Raw genomic sequence first — 16,500 nt, 5'->3', positions numbered from 1 at the left:
GGGCTCAGGCGGCTGGTCCCACCCCTCCCCCAACCCGGCCGCCGGCGGCACGGAGATCGACGGTACGGCGCTCGCCCGCCAGGTGGCCGCCCGGTCGTTCACGCTGCTGCGCAACGAGGGCGGCCTGCTGCCGCTCGGCGGTGTCCGGAGTGTGGCGCTGATCGGGTCGGCGGCCGGCGAGGCCCGGGTCGTGGGCGGGGGCAGCGCCCAGGTGTTCCCCGACCGGATCGTCTCGCCTCTGGAGGGCCTGCGCGGGCGCGGGAACGTCGAGCCCGGCGGCCGGCTGCCCACCACCTGGCCGGTCCGCCAGTCCGACGTGCCTGTCCTGAACGTGACCCCGGCCGGCGGAAAGGTCGCCTATGACGAGGGCCTTTTCATCGGATACCGCGCCTGGGAGCGCGCCGGCGTTCTGGTCCGGCCGCGGACCGGGCTACACGACCTGGTCCTACGAGACACGATCGCCGTCACCGGGACGACCGTGACGGTGGCCGTGACCGACACCGGCCGGCGCGCCGGACGTGAGGTCGTCCGGTTCTACTCACCGCGGTGAACCGGGACCCCGACCGGGCCGCTCCGCCGGGCGCCGTCGACCGGCGCACGCAGGTCACGTTTTCATATCTTGACCCCTGGATTTGTATCCTTCAGAACATGGCCAAGAAGCCCGAAGACCCAGAGCGCCCGGGGCGCATCAAGCAGCTCCGTATGATCGCCCAGATCATCAAGGAGGCCAACCCCAAGGGGATGCCGATCGTCTACGCGTCGGCGCTTGGCACACTCGTGCTGTGCATCGTGATCGGCTTGGTCACCGGCTGGTTCTGGTATCTGCTGCTCATCGGGATCATGCTGGCTCTCACGGTCGGACTGGTCGTGTTCGGCCAGATCGCCCAGAAGTCGCAGTATTCGATGCTGCACGGCCAGGTGGGCGCCGCCGCCGCGATCCTGCAGGGGATGCGCGGCAACTGGGAGGTCACCCCGGCCGTCGCGGTCAACCGCGACCAGGACATCGTGCACCGCGTGGTCGGCTATCCCGGCATCGTCCTGGTCTCCGAGGGGCCGGGCAGCCGCGTGCAGAAGATGCTGGTGGCCGAGAAGAAGCGCGTCCAGCGGGTCGCGCTCGACGTCCCGGTCTACGACATCCAGTCCGGTGACGGCGAGGGGCAGATCCCCATCGCCAAGCTGCAGCGGCACCTGATGAAGCTGCCCCGCAACCTCAAGAAGCCCGCGGTCTACGAGATCAACAACCGCCTCAAGGCGCTTCCCCAGACGCTGCCGATGCCCAAGGGGCCGCTGCCGCGCGGGGCGAAGATGCCCCGGCCGAAGATGCGCTGATGGACCTCGCAGGAGTCGACCGGCGCCGGGTGGACGCGGCCGGCACCTCGCGGGCCAACCGCGGCTGGTGGGACGGCGCCGCGGACGAATACCAGGCCGAGCACGGGGAGTTCCTCCGCGACGCGGGCTTCGTCTGGTGCCCGGAGGGCCTGGACGAGGCCGACGCCCGTCTGCTGGGCGAGGTCGCGGGCAAGGACATCCTGGAGATCGGCTGCGGCGCGGGACAGTGCGGGCGGTGGCTGGCCGGCCAGGGGGCCCGGGTGGCGGCCTTCGACCTGTCCTTCCGCCAGCTCCAGCACTCCCGCCGGATCGACTTCGACGGCGACTCGCCGCTCCCGGTGGTCCAGGCCGACGCCGAGGTCCTGCCCTTCGCCGACGAGTCGTTCGACCTGGCCTGCTCGGCCTTCGGCGCGCTGCCGTTCGTGGCCGACGCGGCGGCCGTTCTCGCCGAGACGCGCCGGGTGCTGCGCCCCGGCGGCCGCCTGGTCTTCTCCGTCAGCCACCCGATCCGCTGGGCCTTCCCCGACGACCCGGGCCCCCGCGGGCTGACCTCCGACCGGTCCTACTTCGACCGCTCGCCGTACGTGGAGCTCGACGACGACGGGCGGCCGTCCTACGTCGAGCACCACCGCACGATGGCGGACTGGATCGGGCACGTCGTCGCGTCGGGCCTGGTGGTGGCGGGGCTGGTCGAGCCGGAGTGGCCCGGCGGCCACGACCGCGAGTGGGGCGGCTGGAGTCCGCTGCGCGGCCGTCACCTGCCCGGAACCGCGATCTTCACCTGCGTCAGGCCGTAGGGACGGCCGAGGGCGGTGAGCTCGCGGGCTCCCCACCCTCCGGAGGTGCCCGCCGACCGCCCCGGCCGGAAGCCGGACGGGCCGGGAGAGCCCCTTACCGGCTCGCCGGACTCACATGCGCACGACCACGGTGTTCGCCGCCCGGTCGTGCAGACCGCGCTGGTCGCGGTCCCAGATGAGCGCCGGTACGGCCAGGCACAGCAGCAGGGTCCGCACCAGCACCGCCACGAAGCCCGGACGGCCGCCGCCGAGCGCGGCGACCCGGATGCCGAGCAGCCGCATGCCGAAGGTCATGCCCATGGTGCCCACCAGCAGGATGTATTCCGCCGCGAAGACCGCGAGCGGGACCCAGCCCTGCTCGGCCGGGTTTACCCGCAGGAGTCCCTGCGTGATCGCCCAGGTGCAGATCAGCCAGTCGATGACGAGGGCGCCGATCCTGCGGCCGAACCCCGCCACCGCGCCGCTGCCCTGCTGGGGCAGGCCGAGCTGCTCTCCCGGATAGCCCAGGTCGACTCCGGCCGACCTGACGCCACCGAGCCAGGTCTGGGTCCATCGGGGTTGCTGCCTGCTGCTCATGGCTAAACGGTATCCGCCCCGGAGGCCGCTCCCGCATCCGCCCGAGCCGGCTGCCCGGACACGGGGTCCGCGCAGGTCCGGAGGTGAGATCCGGACATCCCCGGGTATGGGCCCGCGCAGGCCCGGACGTGAAAGTAGGGCAAAGGACGGCCCTTCGCCCGCGGCCCCACCGGACCGCGGGGCTAGCGTGAAGGCGGCTTTCCCTTAACACGAGTGAAACAGACGAGACACGGGGCGGTAACGGCACAGGCCTACCTTCGGCACTGATAGCCCGTGCCCCTTGGGAGGTTCGCGTGTTCAACTCCGCCGACGACGTCCTGAAGTTCATCAAGGACGAAGGGGTGCAGTTCGTCGATGTCAGGTTCACCGACCTGCCGGGGACGACGCACCATTTCACGTTCCCAACGGAGAACTTCGGGGCGAACGTCTTCACTGACGGCCTCATGTTCGACGGCTCGTCGATCCGGGGCTTCCAGGCCATCCACGAGTCGGACATGCTCCTGCTGCCCGACCCCTCCACGGCCGTTCTGGACCCCTTCCGGCAGCACAAGACGCTCAACATCAACTTCTTCGTGCACGACCCGCTGACGGGCGAGGCCTACAGCCGCGACCCGCGCAACGTCGCCCGCAAGGCCGAGGAGTACCTCAAGGGCACCGGCATCGCCGACACGGTCTTCTTCGGCCCCGAGGCCGAGTTCTACATCTTCGACGACGTGCGGTTCGAGACCAACGCGCATTCGAGCTACTACCACATCGACTCGATCGAGGGCGCCTGGAACAGCGGCAAGGCCCAGGAGGGCGGCAACCTGGGTTACAAGCCGCGCTTCAAGGGCGGCTACTTCCCGGTCCCGCCGATGGACCACTTCACCGACCTGCGCTCGGAGATGGTCCGCAAGCTCATCGAGGCCGGCATCGACGTGGAGATGCAGCACCACGAGGTGGGCACGGCCGGCCAGGCCGAGATCGACTTCCGGTTCAACACGCTGCTCAAGGCCGCCGACACCCTGATGCTGTACAAGTACATCGTCAAGAGCACGGCCCTGGCGCACGGCCACACGGTCACCTTCATGCCCAAGCCGATCTTCGGCGACAACGGCTCCGGCATGCACTGCCACCAGTCGCTCTGGAAGGACGGCGAGCCGCTCTTCTACGACGAGGTCGGCTACGCGGGCCTGTCCGACACCGCCCGCTACTACATCGGCGGCCTGCTCAAGCACGCCCCGTCGCTGCTGGCCTTCACCAACCCGACGGTGAACTCCTACCACCGCCTGGTCCCCGGCTACGAGGCCCCGGTCAACCTGGTCTACTCCCAGCGCAACCGCTCGGCGTGCATCCGCATCCCGATCACGGGCTCCAACCCGAAGGCCAAGCGCATCGAGTTCCGCGTGCCGGACCCGTCCTGCAACCCGTACTTCGCCTTCGCCGCCCAGCTCATGGCGGGCATCGACGGCATCCGCAACAAGATCGAGCCGGTCGAGCCGGTCGACAAGGACCTCTACGAGCTTCCTCCGGAGGAGGCCCGCAACATCCCGCAGGTCCCGGGCTCGCTGTCGGACGTGCTCACCGCCCTTGAGGCCGACCACGAATACCTGCTGGAGGGCGGCGTGTTCACGCCGGACCTGATCGAGACCTGGATCGCTTACAAGCGCGAGAACGAGATCGACCCGATCCGCCTGCGCCCTCACCCGCACGAGTTCGAGCTCTACTACGACGTCTGAGCCACCGAGTTTCCGACCTGCGGAAACGCCGGCGGTCGACCCGCCGGGGCGCCCTCGGGGCACTCAGCCATCCGCGACAGGCCGTTGACCGTCCCTCCACCGGGGGCACGGTCGGCGGTCTTTCGCATGCGGCGACGGGCCGGGCGCCGAGACGCCCGCGGCGGGTCCGCTCCGGCTCAGAGCGGTTGCCTGCCGTCACCGTCCCCGTCGATCCCGCTCATGGCGCGGGCCGCGGCGACCACCTGGGCCCGGTAGCGCCGGCGCGCGAACGCCACCAGGAGGATCAGGACGCCGGCTGCCAGGATCGCGGCTCCCAGCCAGTGAAGCGGGAAGACCAGGACGGTCGCCGTCGCGGCCGTCGACGTCCCGCCTGGACCGGGCAGGGCCACGGTGGCGCTGCACAGGCACATCAGGGGCGGATCGAAGGTGGCGGCGATCTCGCGGGTGGAGCCCCGGCTCACGGTGAAGTCGGGGAAGGAGACGCTCTCCCCGTTCACCCGCAGGCGCAGGCGGTCGTCGCCGCGGAAGTCGCGGTGCACGGTTCCGGTGTCGCGCACCGTCGTGGTGAAGGTCAGGGGCCCGCCGAGCGCGAAGCTCGGGGCACGCAGGCCCATGACCTCCGCGGAGGCGTCGATGGGCCCGGGAACGGCGATGTAGACGGGAGCGCCGATCCCCCGGTTGATCCGGATGTTGCCGTCGCCGGTCCCGGCGGGCACCAGAAAGACCAGGGCAAGCTGGTGATCACCCGGTTCCGGATCGGACGGCACGTTGATCCGGACGGACACCTGCCTGGTCCCGCCCGCCGCCAGGTGGAAACGGTCAGGGGTGACGGTGACCCAGTTGCTGGCGGAATAGGGGGCCTTGGGCTGGAAGAGCAGTGTGCCGTCCAGATTCGGCTTGAAGTCGGCCTTGCGGACCTCGACGTCGAGCGGCAGCCGCCCCTGGTTGATGACCTGGAACCTCTGCTTCTCGCCGATGTCGCCGGGCTGCACGGCGAGCCGGGTCGGGCTCACCGTCAGCGAGAAGTCCGCTTCGGGCGCGGGACGGGCCGATCCCGCGCCGGCCGGACCCGCCGTCCACAGCAGGCACGCGCCGATGAGAACGGCGGCGCTCCCGCGCCCCGGCCGTACGGTCACCTTCGGCTCTCCACAGTGCTGCTCTCCCCGTAAGGGTCTTTCCCGCAGGTCTTCCGGGTCGTCTACAGGGTGGTGGCCACGTAGTTGATCGTCCCGGAGTAGGTGTCGGGACGTACGAACGGGATCGTGATCCGGTACTCGTGGCTGAAGTCATCGCCGTCCGCGGCCGAGGGCGCGGTCTTGCGGAACACCTCGACCGGGGATCCCAAGGCCAGCGGGACGAACGGGCCGCCGGGGATCTGCTCCACCAGCAGCGAGCCGGTCGGGATGGTCTCGGGGTTGCCGGCGGTGCCGAGGAGCTCCCCGGCCGCCGGGAAGACCGTCACGGTGTAGCCGGCGAAGTTGTTCGTCTTCACGGTGAAGTCCACCGGGTCGGCGCTGTCGACGGTCTGCCCGGGACTGCCGGTGAGCGTGAACGAGGAGGTGAGGTTCGTCAGCGTGATCGACCCGGTCACCACGACGTTGGCGACGGTGGTGTCCGAATCCGTGTCTCCCGGCGCGGCCTTGGCCGCCGAGCTCGTCTCCCCCATCGACAGGGCGATGCCGGCCACGAGCGTGCCCGCCGCCATCGCCACCCGTCCCACGCGTTTTCTTGACATCGCCAACGCTCCCATTCCATCCGGATAGATGACCGACTGGGTTGATTACGTCACCGAAAGTAACACTGCGCTGGCAGCTTAGGGCAGATTGGTCACGATGCGTAACAAAGGGCGTGTCGCGACTTCCCCGGCCCAGCGCTCACTCAAGTGAGCTATCAGTCCGTTGCAAGCAGTTATGGATATTTATGGGGGCAAGAGAATGCTCTGTCAGGAGAACACCGTGTTCCGCAGTATCACCGGCGTCACAGGCGTCGTCCTCATCGCCCTTTCCGCCGCCGTCGCCTGTGGCGCGGGCGACCAGCGGGCGTGCGCCGCCTCCGGCGGCACGGCGATCGCGGCGCCGTACCAGGCCACCGCCCCCAAGGACCCACAGGCTCCCCGGGCGGTGAAGAAATCACCGAAGCCTGGAAAGAAATTCAAGATCGACGACTGTGGCTGAGAAACGGCCGAGAAGGCAGACAGCGCGGAACAGCGGCATATTAGGCAGAATGATCCTGACTTACGGCGATAAATCGAGGTGAGTAGACGTGATCGGGATCTCCCGGGATGGACGGCGGCATCCGGGGGTCTCCAAACGTCGCCGCCGGCTGGCCGCGGTGACCGTGCTCGCGGGAACCCTCATCGTCCTCAGCGGCTCGATACCGCTCCTGCCCGTCACCCTGAACCGGGTGACGGCCATCGCGTACGCGATCGAGGCCGGGCAGGGGCAGCCGGGCTGGACGGGCGGGGAGATCCCGTACTCGTGGGGCGGCGGCCACGACGACGTCCCCGGCCCCTCCCTCGGCACCTGCCAGGGCTACAGCGGCGCGATCCTCCCCTGCCCCGCCACCAGGACCCGCGGCCTCGACTGCTCCGGGCTGGCCAGGTGGGTCTACCGCCTGGCCTACGGCCGCGACGTCCTGGGACCGGGCAACACCGACGACCACATCAGGCGGCTCACCGAGATACCCGCCGCGAAGGCGCGGCCGGGCGACCTGGTCTTCTACGGCAAGATAGGCAAGCGTAAGGTGAAGACCCACCACGTGGGCATCTACGTCGGCCAGGGCAGAATGATCAACGCACTGAAGACCGGCACCGAGATACGGATCGACTCCCTCACCGCGGTCAAGGGCTTCGCCGGTTACTTCCGCTACCTGTAGGAGAGACATGCGCCTGGGCGTGATGTTCGACCGCGACCTGCCCCCGGAGTCGCTCGTCCCCTTCTGCCGTCACCTGGACGCGGCCGAGGCGGACGACGTATGGGTGGTGGAGGACCTGGGCTGGACCGGGTCGATCTCGTCGGCGGCCACCGCGCTCGCCGTCACCGAGCGGCTCCGCGTGGGCATCGGGATCACTCCGGCGCCGCTGCGCAATCCGGCGCTGCTGGCCATGGAGCTCGGCAACCTGGCCCGCATGCACCCGCACCGTCTCGCGGCCGGGATCGGCCACGGCGTCCAGGACTGGATGCGCCAGGTGGGCGCGCTCGCCCCCTCGCCGCTGGCCCTGCTGGAGGAGACCATCGTGGCCGTGCGCGCCCTGCTGCGCGGCGAGACGGTCACCCTCCGGGGCCGGGCCGTACGGATCGACGGGGTGAGCCTGGTGCATCCGCCCGTGACCGCGCCACCGGTCCTCGCCGGGGTCGTACGGCCCCGCTCGCTGGAGCTGTCCGGGCGGGTGGCCCAGGGCACGATCCTGCCCGAGGGGGTCGGTCCCGCCCGGATCGGGGAGGCACGCGAGGCGATCGGGGGAGGCGATCACGAGCTGGTGGTGTTCACCCACCTGTACGTCGGCGACGATCCCGCGGTGGGCGCGCGCCTGGCGGCCGGTTCCGCGGAGTTCCTGCACGTCGATCCGGACGAGGTCGTGATGGCGGTGGGCTCCCCCGGGTTCGCCGCCGACCAGGTCAGGTCGCTGTGGGAGGCGGGGGCCGACACGGTGGTGCTCCGTCCGTTCGGGCCGGACCCCCTCCCCCAGGTCGACCTGGTCCTGGCGGAGCTGCGCTAGAGGCTCCCGCCCGGAGCCGGGCCCCGGCCGGTCTCGGGGCAGGACGGGTACGGCTCACCGCCCAGGCCGGGCGAGTCCGGCCCACACCTCCGGCAGGGCGGGGCGGCTCAAGCAGGATGGGGGCGGCTCACAACTCAGACGAAGCCGGGCGGCTCAAGCAGGATGGGGGCGGCCCACAGCCCAGGCGAAGCGGCTCACAGCTCAAGCAGGGCGGGGGCCAGCTCGCGCCACTCGCGCCTGGGCAGGTCCTCGCTCATGACCTGGACGCAGACATGGTCCGCGCCCGCGTCGAAGTGCTCACGGACCCGCTTGGCGATGTCCTGGACGTCACCCCAGGCGATCAGCGCCTCCAGCAGACGGTCGCTGCCGCCACCCGCCAGGTCGTCGTCGCCGTACCCGAGCCGCCTGAGGTTCTCCTCCTGGTGACGCGGCCGGGCCTGGACGTATCCGGCCATGAACCCCCGGGCGAGCTCGCGGGCCCGGTCCGGACGCTCCAGGACGACCGTCTGCTCGACCGCCAGCAGCGCGTCCGGCCCCATGATCTCCCGGGCGCGGGCGGTGTGCTCCACCGGCACCAAGTAGGGGTGGGCGCCCCAGGTCCGCTCGGCGGCGAGCTCCAGCATCCTGGGGCCGAGAGCGGCCAGGACCCGGCGGGGCGGCTCCGCCGGGGCCGGGCTCCGCAGGGGCGCCTGGTCCATCGCGTCCAGGTAGGCGCGCACGGTGGGCAGCGGGTGTCCGTGGTGCGGGATGGGGCCGAGGAAGGGCGGCTGGTCGGCGGTACGGTGGCCGCCGAGGCCGAGCAGGAAGCGGTCCGGGAAGGCCTCGGCGAGGGTGCGCTCCCCCGCCGCCATGGTGATCGGGTCGCGGAGGAAGATGTTGGCGATGCCGGTGGCGACGACCAGCCGCTCCGTGGCGTCCAGCAGCAACGCCGCCTGGGTCAGCGCGTCGCGGCCGAGCCCCTCGCCGAACCAGATCGCGCCGTAGCCGAGCTCGTCCAGCTCCGCCGCCGCGTCCCGGATCCTTGACATCGGCTGACCGTCGAAGGCGAAGGTCCACACACCCACTCGCCCGAGATTCATGCTCATCGCTCGAAGGCTCCCAGAGAGTCAACCGGAGGCTGTCTCCGGATGTCGCCCACAATACGGAGGCATCCTCCATTTTTCAACGGGCGAGGGCACGGGGCATGAGAAAGGCCTCCCCCGCCGGAGGGTGTCGGCGCCGGCGGGGGAGGCCCCGGGAAGACTACGGGCGCCTGCCCCGGATGCCGGTCAGCCGGCGCAGGACGTCCCACCAGAAGGAGGCGCCGAACAGCAGCGCGACCACGCTGATCAGGTAACCGGGCCAGTGTCCCGGGGTGATCAGGCGCTCCCACCAGACGGCGCCGTTCCAGTTGAAGGACGGGTCCTCCGAACCGTCAGGGGGGATCGTCACGCTCACGACGGCATGGTCGAAGATCTTGACCAGGGCCGGGGAGCTGAAGGACTCGGTCACGCAGGAGTACGGCTCGGCGGCTCCCTCCACGGCGCACTTGTCCCTCAGCGCGCCCAGACCGTCCTGGCCGCCGCTCGCGATGGCCGCCACCCCGGCCCGGTAGGCGTTGTCCCGCAGCAGGGTCTTGCCGTACTCCAGCGCGTCCATGCTGAACAGCAGCGTCAGCAGCAGGCCCAGCGCGAACACCACCCACTTGACGTAGCGGCGGTACAGCGTGGACAGCCGCTGCATCTCCCCGTCGAACCAGGCCTCCACGCCCTTGCGGAACTTTCCCAGGTCCCGCTGCGCGCCCTCCCAGACGCCCCGCAGATGCCCGGCCAGCGGGCTGCCGATGGCCTCCAGCTTGGCGAGCAGGCCCTCGACCCCGCCCTCCTCGGCGGAGACCAGCTCCATCACCGCCCCGGAGAACCGCTCGGGCGGGATGTCGGAGATGCTGGTCCGCGCCCCTGTGGGACGGTCGATCTCCTGGAGCCGTTCGTACAACCGTCCGGTCATGTCGACCGGCGGCGCGGGCGCCTCGGCGGCGAGCACCGCGGTGGGATCCACCGGGACCGGCTCGACCACCGACGGCGCGGGCTCCGGCTCGTGCCTGGGCCGCGGGTCGTCCTTGGAGAAGGGCAGCTTGGCGAAGACGTCGGCCACCTTCGCCGGGATCCACGACGCGCCCTCCCGCGGACCGCCGTCCATGGTGTCGCGGAGGTAGGCCCACAGGAACTTGCTGCGGATCCCGAACAGCCGGACGAAGGCCTCGTTGATCCCGCTCACCATGAGCGACAGGAGCAGGAAGGCCAGAACCAGGCCGATGGCCAGGTCAATGTAAACGGATATCAAAATGGATCACCCGCACCGTTGATACACGCCCGCCACTCCTGGCGCAATGCGATCGGCGGAAAACGGGTCAGTCTTCGTAGAAGACGCGCTCCACGACCCGGCGGGCCCGGCGGGTGACGCGGCGGTAGTCGTCCACGAGATCCTCGCTGGCGTCCTGCGGGTAGCCCATGGCGCGGGAGACGAGCGCGCGCTCGCGCAGATCCACCGGGATGGAGTCGGCGGCACGCCCCCGGACCAGGACGATGGCGTCGCGGACGCGCGAGGCGAACCGCCAGGCCTGGGTGAGCGAGGCCTCGTCGGCGGCCGTCAGCAGGCCCTCGGCGACCGCCGCGCGCAGCGTCTCCAGGGTCCGGGTGGTCCGCAGCGACGGCAGGCGCCCGGCGTGACGGAGCTGGATGAGCTGGGCCACCCACTCCACGTCGGACAGCCCGCCGGGGCCGAGCTTGGTGTGCAGGGCCGGGTCGGCCCCGCGGGGCAGCCGCTCGGCCTCCATCCGCGCCTTCAACTTCCTGATCTGCAGCACGGCCGCGTCGGGGATGCCGCCGGCCGGGTAGCGCAGCGGGTCGGCCAGCTCCAGCAGGGCCGTGCCGATCCAGCGATCCCCGGCGGAGAGGCGGGCGCGCAGCAGCGCCTGGGACTCCCACGGCGACGACCAGCGCGCGTAGTAGGCCGCGTAGGAGGCGAGCGTGCGGACCAGGGGCCCCTGGCGTCCCTCGGGGCGCAGGTCGGGGTCGATGAGCAGCGGCGGGTCGGGGGCGGGCAGGGCCAGCAGGCGGCGCAGCTCGTTGGCCACCGCGAAGGCCGCGTCGGTGGCCTCCCGCTCCGGCACTCCCTCAAGCGGCGCATGCACGAACATCACGTCGGCGTCGCTGCCGTAGGAGGACTCGAACCCGCCCAGACGACCCATCGCGATCACCGCGAACCTCGTGCCCAGCGGGGCGCGCCGCTCCATCTCGACCTTGCTGATCGCGGCGTCCAGCGCGGCCTGGATCGTCGTGTCGTTGAGCGTGGACAGCGCCTGGCCGACCTGCTCGATGTCGATGTGCCCGGTGAGGTCGGCGACCGCCGTGCGGAACAGCTCCCTGCGCCGCAGCCCCCGCACCGCGGCGACCGCGTTCTCGGCCTCCGTGGGATGGCGGCCGACCGTGGCCCGCGCCTCCGCCAGCAGCGCCTCGGCGGGCCGGGGTGCCAGCTCCGCGTCCGAGCCGAGCATCGCCACCGCGTCGGGGGCGTGCAGCAGCAGCCCCGTCACGTAGCGGCTGGTCCCGAGCAGCCGGGCCAGCCGCGAGGCCACCGCGGTCTCGTCGCGCAGCAGCCGCAGGTACCACGGGGTGGCGCCGAGCTTGTCGGAGACCTGGCGGAAGCCGAGCAGGCCGCCGTCGGGGTCGGGGGCGTCGGCGAACCAGCCCAGCATGACGGGCAGCAGGGTCCGCTGGATCGCCGCGCGCCGCGACACGCCGCTGGTCAGCGCACTGATGTGGCGCAGCGCCCCGGCCGGGTCGGTATAGCCGAGCGCCTCCAGGCGGGCCTGCGCGGCGGCGGTGGAGAGCCGGGCCTCGGACTCGGGCAGGCGGGCCACGGCCTGCAGCAGCGGCCGGTAGAAGAGCTTCTCGTGCAGGCGCCTGGCCTCCATCGCGTGCCGCCTCCACCGGGTGGTGAACTCCCCCACCGGGTCGCTGGTCATGCCCAGGCTCCGGCCGAGCCGTCGCAGGTCGCCGGCGTCCTCGGGCACCACGTGGGTCCGGCGGAGCCGGTGCAGCTGGATCAGGTGCTCGACCTGGCGCAGGAACGTGTAGGCCTCGGCGAGGGCCTTGGCGTCCTCCCTGCCGACGTAGCCGCCCCGGGACAGGGCGGCCAGCGCGGACAGCGTGCCGCGGCGGCGCAGCAGCGGGTCCAGGCGGCCGTGGACGAGCTGGAGCAGCTGGACGGCGAACTCGATGTCGCGCAGGCCGCCCGGCCCGAGCTTGAGCTGCCGCTCGGCCTCGCCCGCGCGGACGTGCTCCTCGACCCGGCGGCGCATGGCCTGCACATCCTCGACGAACCTGTCGCGGGTGGCCGCCTGCCAGACCATCTCGTTCATCGCGGCGACGTACTGCTCGCCGAGCTCGGGGTCGCCCGCCACCGGCCGGGCCTTCAGCAACGCCTGGAACTCCCACGTCTTGGCCCAGCGCCGGTAGTAGGCCTGGTGGCTGGCGAGGGTGCGGACCAGCGGGCCGGCCTTGCCCTCGGGGCGCAGCGCGGCGTCCACCTCCCACAGCGAGCCCTCGGGAGTGCTGGCCGAGCAGGCGCGCATCATGCCCTGGGCCAGGCGGGTGGCGGTCTGGAGTGCCTTGGTCTCGTCGACGCCCTCACGCGGCTCGGCCACGAAGACGACGTCGACGTCGCTGATGTAGTTGAGCTCGCGCGCCCCGCACTTGCCCATGCCGATGACGGCCAGCCGTACCGAGCCGGACTCGGCGTGCTCGGACCGCGCGACGGCGAGCCCCGCCTCCAGCGCGGCCCCGGCCAGGTCGGACAGCTCGGCGGTGGACTCCGTGAGCGAGGCCTCACCGGTGACGTCCCGCGCGGCCAGCCGGAGCAGCCGCCCCCGGTAGGCGACCCGCAGCGCCACCAGGGTGGCGGTGCCGGCGTCCGTGGCTCGCGGCTCGGGGTCGTCGGGCTCCGCGCCGACCGCGAGCAGCAGCTCGGCGCGGAGCTCCTGCGCGGTCGGACGCCGTACGGCATGCGCGCCACCGAGGAGGCTCCAGTGCTCGGGATGCTTGAGCACGTGGTCGCCTAGGGCGGAGCTGACCCCGAAGACGCCGAGCAGCCGCGCCCGCAGGCCGGCATCGGACCGGAGCGCTCCGAGGACGCTCGGATCCCGCTCGGCCAGCCGGTTCAGCGAGGCAAGCGCCAGGTCGGGATCCGCCGCGGCGACCAGGGAGTCCAGCAGGCCGAGATCGCCGACCGCCTCGGGCCCCAGCTCGTCGAGCAGCCGCTCGGCCCTGGCCCCGTCGGCGAACCCGAGCCGGGCCAGCCGCCCGGCGGTCGTCTGCATGCGGGGCACGGCGCTCACCGACCCTCCATCGTCCTCAATCGCAAGCACTGGCGGCCTTCCCCCATCCCTACCCCGGCGGATCACAAGGCGCACGCCTGCCCGCGGTCGCGCACGCCTCCGGCTCCCGCCGGCGGCGCGGAGCGGGCGCCGCGCCTGGGCCCGCCCTCCCGGGTCCGGCTCACGCCCCGGGTGACCCGGAGCGTCGCCGCACACGCTAATCCTGAAAGTGTGCGACGTCGTTAGCGGATTCGCAACGTAATCGTCCGGTCACGCGGATCGGACGACCGCGGCGAACCGTCCGGCGAGGAGGCGCCAGGTGCCGACGAGACGTTCCTCGGCCTCCTTCACCTGCATGTCGAGCTCCTCGGCCGAGTGGCCCAGAGCGGTCAGGTGATCGGCCGAGTCGCCGGTCCAGCCGGCGAAGATCTCGGCGGTGGCCTCCGGGTGGAACTGCACCGCCCACGCCTTCTCCCCCAGCCGGTAGGCCTGGTTGGGGTAAGGATCACCGGTGGCCAGCCGTACCGCGCCCTCGGGGAGCCGGGTCATCGCGTCGCCGTGGTACTGCACGGCCGGGGCGGGGCCGAGACCGGCGAACAGCGGGTCGGCGTCGGCCTCCGGGAGCGGGACGACCTCCCTCGCGCCCACCTCCAGGCCGTGCTCGCCCCGTTCGACGGAGCCGCCGCAGGCCAGCGTCATGAGCTGGGCGCCCAGGCAGATCCCCAGGGTCGGCACGCCGCCCTCGACCGAACTCCGGATCAGGTCACGGGTGGCGGGCAGCCAGGGGTAGCGCTCGTCCTCCCAGGCCGCGGCCTCACCTCCGAGCACGATCAGCCCGTCATCGGCCCGCTCCGGCACGGTCTCCCCCAGGTAGGGCCGGACCACATCGCACCCGACCCCGGCCTCGGCCAGCCACCCGGCGAAGAAGCCCAGGCCCGCGTCGGCTCCGTGCTCAATGACAGTAATCCTCATGGGGCGATTATGGGCTGCGGGAAGTACAGGACCCATATCGACCCGCAGTGCTTACCGGCCACGGGGACGGGCGGGGAGGGAGCCGATCACCGGGCGCCGCCATCGGAGGAGGACACCCGCCGCCTTGACTTCCTCCCCGGGACTGAAGCCCGAGATCTCCACGCTCAAGCTCCCCAGGGCTGAAGCCCGAGGTCTCCACGCTCGAGGAGACCCGATGGACGCGATGCCAGGAGATCGACCGGCCGGAGGAACGGCCGTGCTCCAGGAGCGGCGCGAGACCACGGCCGGCGAAACATGGCCGCCGTCCGGCGTATGATCCGTCCTGCTGATCCTGAGGAGAACCCCTTGAACCCTGTCTTCGGCGATGTCGAGGTCCCCGGCGGCCGGCTGCGCGTCGCCCGGTTCGGCACCGGGCCGCGCCTGATCGTGGCCGTACACGGCATCACCGCCTCGCTCATGGCCTGGAGCGGGGTCGCGCGGCGGCTGCCCGCCGAGTGGTCGCTGGTCGCGATGGACCTGCGGGGCCGCGGCCACAGCGCCGAGTTGCCCGGCCCGTACGGCCTGCCGCGGCACGCCGAGGACGTCGGCCTGGTCGCCCGGTCCCTGGGCCCGGAGTCCGGCATCGTGCTCACCGGCCACTCGATGGGCGCCTACGTCGCCGCCCTCGCCGCGGCCGGCCGCGACTACGCCAGGGTCGTGCTGGTCGACGGGGGGCTCCCGCTTCCCCTGCCACCGGGCCTGGACCCCGACACGGCCCTGTCGGCCACGCTCGGCCCGGCCATCGCCCGGCTCAGCCAGACCTTCCCGAGCACCGACGCCTACGTCGGCTTCTTCAAGGCGCACCCCGCCTTCGCCGGCAACTGGAACGACCGGGTGGAGGAGTACGTCCGCTACGACGCGGCCGGCCCTGAGGGCGCGGTGCGCTCGCGGGCACGGGAGGAGGCGGTCCGCCAGGACGGCCGGTGGCTGCTCACCGAGGGCGAGGAGATCGGCGCCGCGCTGCACGCGGTGAGGTCGCCGCTGTCCCTGCTGCGGGCCCCGCGCGGGCTGCTGGACCAGCCGGTCGGCATGATCCCCGACGAGCTGGCCGCCGCCTGGACCGGGCGGCTGCCCGCCCTGGAGGACGAGCTGGTCGAGGACTGCAACCACTACACGATCCTGATGGAGGACCGCTGCGCCTCGCTGGTCGCCGACCGCCTGGTCCGGTGACCGGCCCGGAGAGGGCCGGTCAGGCGTTGGCCACGCGCCGGGCGGCCAGCCGCCCGGCGTCCGGCCATCGGACGTCCCAGGCCCAGCCGAGCCGCTCGAACAGCCAGATCAGCCGGGCGCTCGGATCGACCTGGCCGCGGAGCACGCCGTGCCTGGCGCAGGTGGGGTCGGCGTGGTGCAGGTTGTGCCACGCCTCCCCCAGCGAGATCACCGCCAGCCACCACACGTTGCGGGAGCGGTCCCTGACCGAGAACTCCTCCTTGCCGAAGGTGTGGCAGATCGAGTTGATCGACCAGGTCACGTGGTGCAGGACGAAGATGCGCACCGGCCCGCCCCAGAAGCAGGCGGTGAGCGCGGCGTGCCAGGAACCGCCCCACAGACCGCCGGCCAGGGCGGGCAGGCCGAGCGAGAGCAGCACGACCGGCACGTAGGTGAGGTTGTGCGACAGGAACCTGATCGGCCGGTCGGCGAGCAGGTCGGGGCAGAACCTCCGCCTGGAGGTGCGGTCGGGGCTGAAGAGCCAGCCGATGTGGGCGTGGGCCAGCCCCCTGGACAGCCCGGCGAACCCGGGGCCGAACCGCCACGGCGAGTGCGGGTCGCCCTCCTTGTCGGCGTACTTGTGGTGCCGCCGGTGATCGGCCACCCAGCGGATCACCGGTCCCTGCAGCGACATGCCCCCGGCGATCGCCATGACCACCCGGAGCCATGTCCCGGCCTGGAAGGACCGGTGGGTGAAGTGCCGGTGGTAGCCGACGGTGACGCCGAATCCGGTGATGAGATACATCACCACGGCGATGGTCACGTCCCGCCACCCCAGCCCCCACC

The 16,500-nt window shown here is 71.9% G+C and carries 16 protein-coding genes; 8 read left to right on the top strand and 8 right to left on the bottom strand.

The annotated features are described in order from the left end of the window. The 3 genes from CA984_RS33400 to CA984_RS33390 all read left to right on the top strand — a co-directional run. Positions 1–550, top strand: a 550-nt coding sequence (locus CA984_RS33400) for a glycoside hydrolase family 3 C-terminal domain-containing protein (RefSeq protein WP_207621136.1), incomplete at its 5' end; no start/stop codon positions are given. Between the two features lie 98 nt (positions 551–648). Beyond that, positions 649–1,329 carry a DUF4191 domain-containing protein gene (locus CA984_RS33395; RefSeq protein ID WP_086577430.1) on the top strand — a complete coding sequence of 227 codons (681 nt, stop codon included), beginning with the start codon at positions 649–651 and terminating at the stop codon, positions 1,327–1,329. Beyond that, positions 1,329–2,126, top strand: a complete 798-nt coding sequence (locus CA984_RS33390; RefSeq protein WP_086577429.1) for a class I SAM-dependent methyltransferase — start codon at positions 1,329–1,331, stop codon at positions 2,124–2,126. The genes CA984_RS33395 and CA984_RS33390 overlap by 1 nt, the downstream gene beginning before the upstream one ends. Positions 2,127–2,237: 111 nt before the next feature. Here CA984_RS33390 and CA984_RS33385 read toward each other — a convergent pair whose 3' ends face one another. Further along, positions 2,238–2,702, bottom strand: a complete 465-nt coding sequence (locus tag CA984_RS33385) for an RDD family protein (RefSeq protein ID WP_086577428.1) — start codon at positions 2,700–2,702, stop codon at positions 2,238–2,240. 293 nt (positions 2,703–2,995) lie between these two features. On the opposite strand from CA984_RS33385, the gene glnA reads away from it, so the two are divergent. Beyond that, a complete protein-coding gene (gene glnA, locus CA984_RS33380) occupies positions 2,996–4,420 on the top strand; it encodes a type I glutamate--ammonia ligase (protein WP_086577427.1) in 1,425 nt (474 codons plus the stop codon). A 176-nt stretch (positions 4,421–4,596) separates the two neighbouring features. On the opposite strand, the gene CA984_RS33375 is transcribed toward glnA, so the two are convergent. After that, the gene (locus tag CA984_RS33375) at positions 4,597–5,556 is read right to left on the bottom strand and encodes a COG1361 family protein (protein ID WP_086577426.1); all 960 of its coding nucleotides are present in this window, start codon (positions 5,554–5,556) and stop codon (positions 4,597–4,599) included. A gap of 62 nt (positions 5,557–5,618) precedes the next feature. Beyond that, a complete protein-coding gene (locus CA984_RS33370; protein WP_207621135.1) occupies positions 5,619–6,155 on the bottom strand; it encodes a hypothetical protein in 537 nt (178 codons plus the stop codon). 220 nt (positions 6,156–6,375) lie between these two features. On the opposite strand from CA984_RS33370, the gene CA984_RS33365 reads away from it, so the two are divergent. The 3 genes from CA984_RS33365 to CA984_RS33355 all read left to right on the top strand — a co-directional run bounded on the left by CA984_RS33365 (position 6,376) and on the right by CA984_RS33355 (position 8,138). Continuing rightward, positions 6,376–6,594: a hypothetical protein gene (locus tag CA984_RS33365; RefSeq protein WP_133061847.1), complete on the top strand. Its 219-nt coding sequence runs from the start codon at positions 6,376–6,378 to the stop codon at positions 6,592–6,594. Between the two features lie 88 nt (positions 6,595–6,682). After that, positions 6,683–7,294, top strand: a complete 612-nt coding sequence (locus CA984_RS33360) for a C40 family peptidase (protein WP_086577424.1) — start codon at positions 6,683–6,685, stop codon at positions 7,292–7,294. A gap of 7 nt (positions 7,295–7,301) precedes the next feature. Continuing rightward, entirely contained in the window at positions 7,302–8,138 is an 837-nt protein-coding gene (locus CA984_RS33355) for an LLM class flavin-dependent oxidoreductase (protein WP_086577423.1), read from the top strand. Positions 8,139–8,332: 194 nt separating this feature from the next. Here CA984_RS33355 and CA984_RS33350 read toward each other — a convergent pair whose 3' ends face one another. The 4 genes from CA984_RS33350 to CA984_RS33335 all read right to left on the bottom strand — a co-directional run bounded on the left by CA984_RS33350 (position 8,333) and on the right by CA984_RS33335 (position 14,466). Beyond that, positions 8,333–9,217, bottom strand: a complete 885-nt coding sequence (locus tag CA984_RS33350; protein ID WP_278249080.1) for a TIGR03620 family F420-dependent LLM class oxidoreductase — start codon at positions 9,215–9,217, stop codon at positions 8,333–8,335. A gap of 163 nt (positions 9,218–9,380) precedes the next feature. Further along, on the bottom strand, positions 9,381–10,460 hold the full coding sequence (locus tag CA984_RS33345; RefSeq protein ID WP_086577421.1) for a hypothetical protein: 1,080 nt from the start codon (positions 10,458–10,460) through the stop codon (positions 9,381–9,383). Positions 10,461–10,527: 67 nt separating this feature from the next. Next, entirely contained in the window at positions 10,528–13,497 is a 2,970-nt protein-coding gene (locus tag CA984_RS33340; RefSeq protein ID WP_165781509.1) for a bifunctional [glutamine synthetase] adenylyltransferase/[glutamine synthetase]-adenylyl-L-tyrosine phosphorylase, read from the bottom strand. Positions 13,498–13,764: 267 nt separating this feature from the next. Beyond that, positions 13,765–14,466, bottom strand: coding sequence for a type 1 glutamine amidotransferase (locus CA984_RS33335; protein WP_086577419.1), 702 nt, complete (start codon positions 14,464–14,466; stop codon positions 13,765–13,767). 345 nt (positions 14,467–14,811) lie between these two features. On the opposite strand from CA984_RS33335, the gene CA984_RS33330 reads away from it, so the two are divergent. Next, positions 14,812–15,675: an alpha/beta hydrolase gene (locus tag CA984_RS33330; RefSeq protein ID WP_086577418.1), complete on the top strand. Its 864-nt coding sequence runs from the start codon at positions 14,812–14,814 to the stop codon at positions 15,673–15,675. 19 nt (positions 15,676–15,694) lie between these two features. On the opposite strand, the gene CA984_RS33325 is transcribed toward CA984_RS33330, so the two are convergent. Continuing rightward, the coding region (locus CA984_RS33325; RefSeq protein ID WP_086577417.1) for an acyl-CoA desaturase at positions 15,695–16,500 on the bottom strand (806 nt) is incomplete at its 5' end.

Origin of the sequence: Streptosporangium minutum (assembly GCF_002149035.1) — a bacterium.
Taxonomy (GTDB): Bacteria; Actinomycetota; Actinomycetes; order Streptosporangiales; family Streptosporangiaceae; genus Streptosporangium; species Streptosporangium minutum.
The sequence above is the reverse complement of the archived record's forward strand: the minus strand, read 5'-3'. Positions and strand labels throughout refer to the sequence as shown.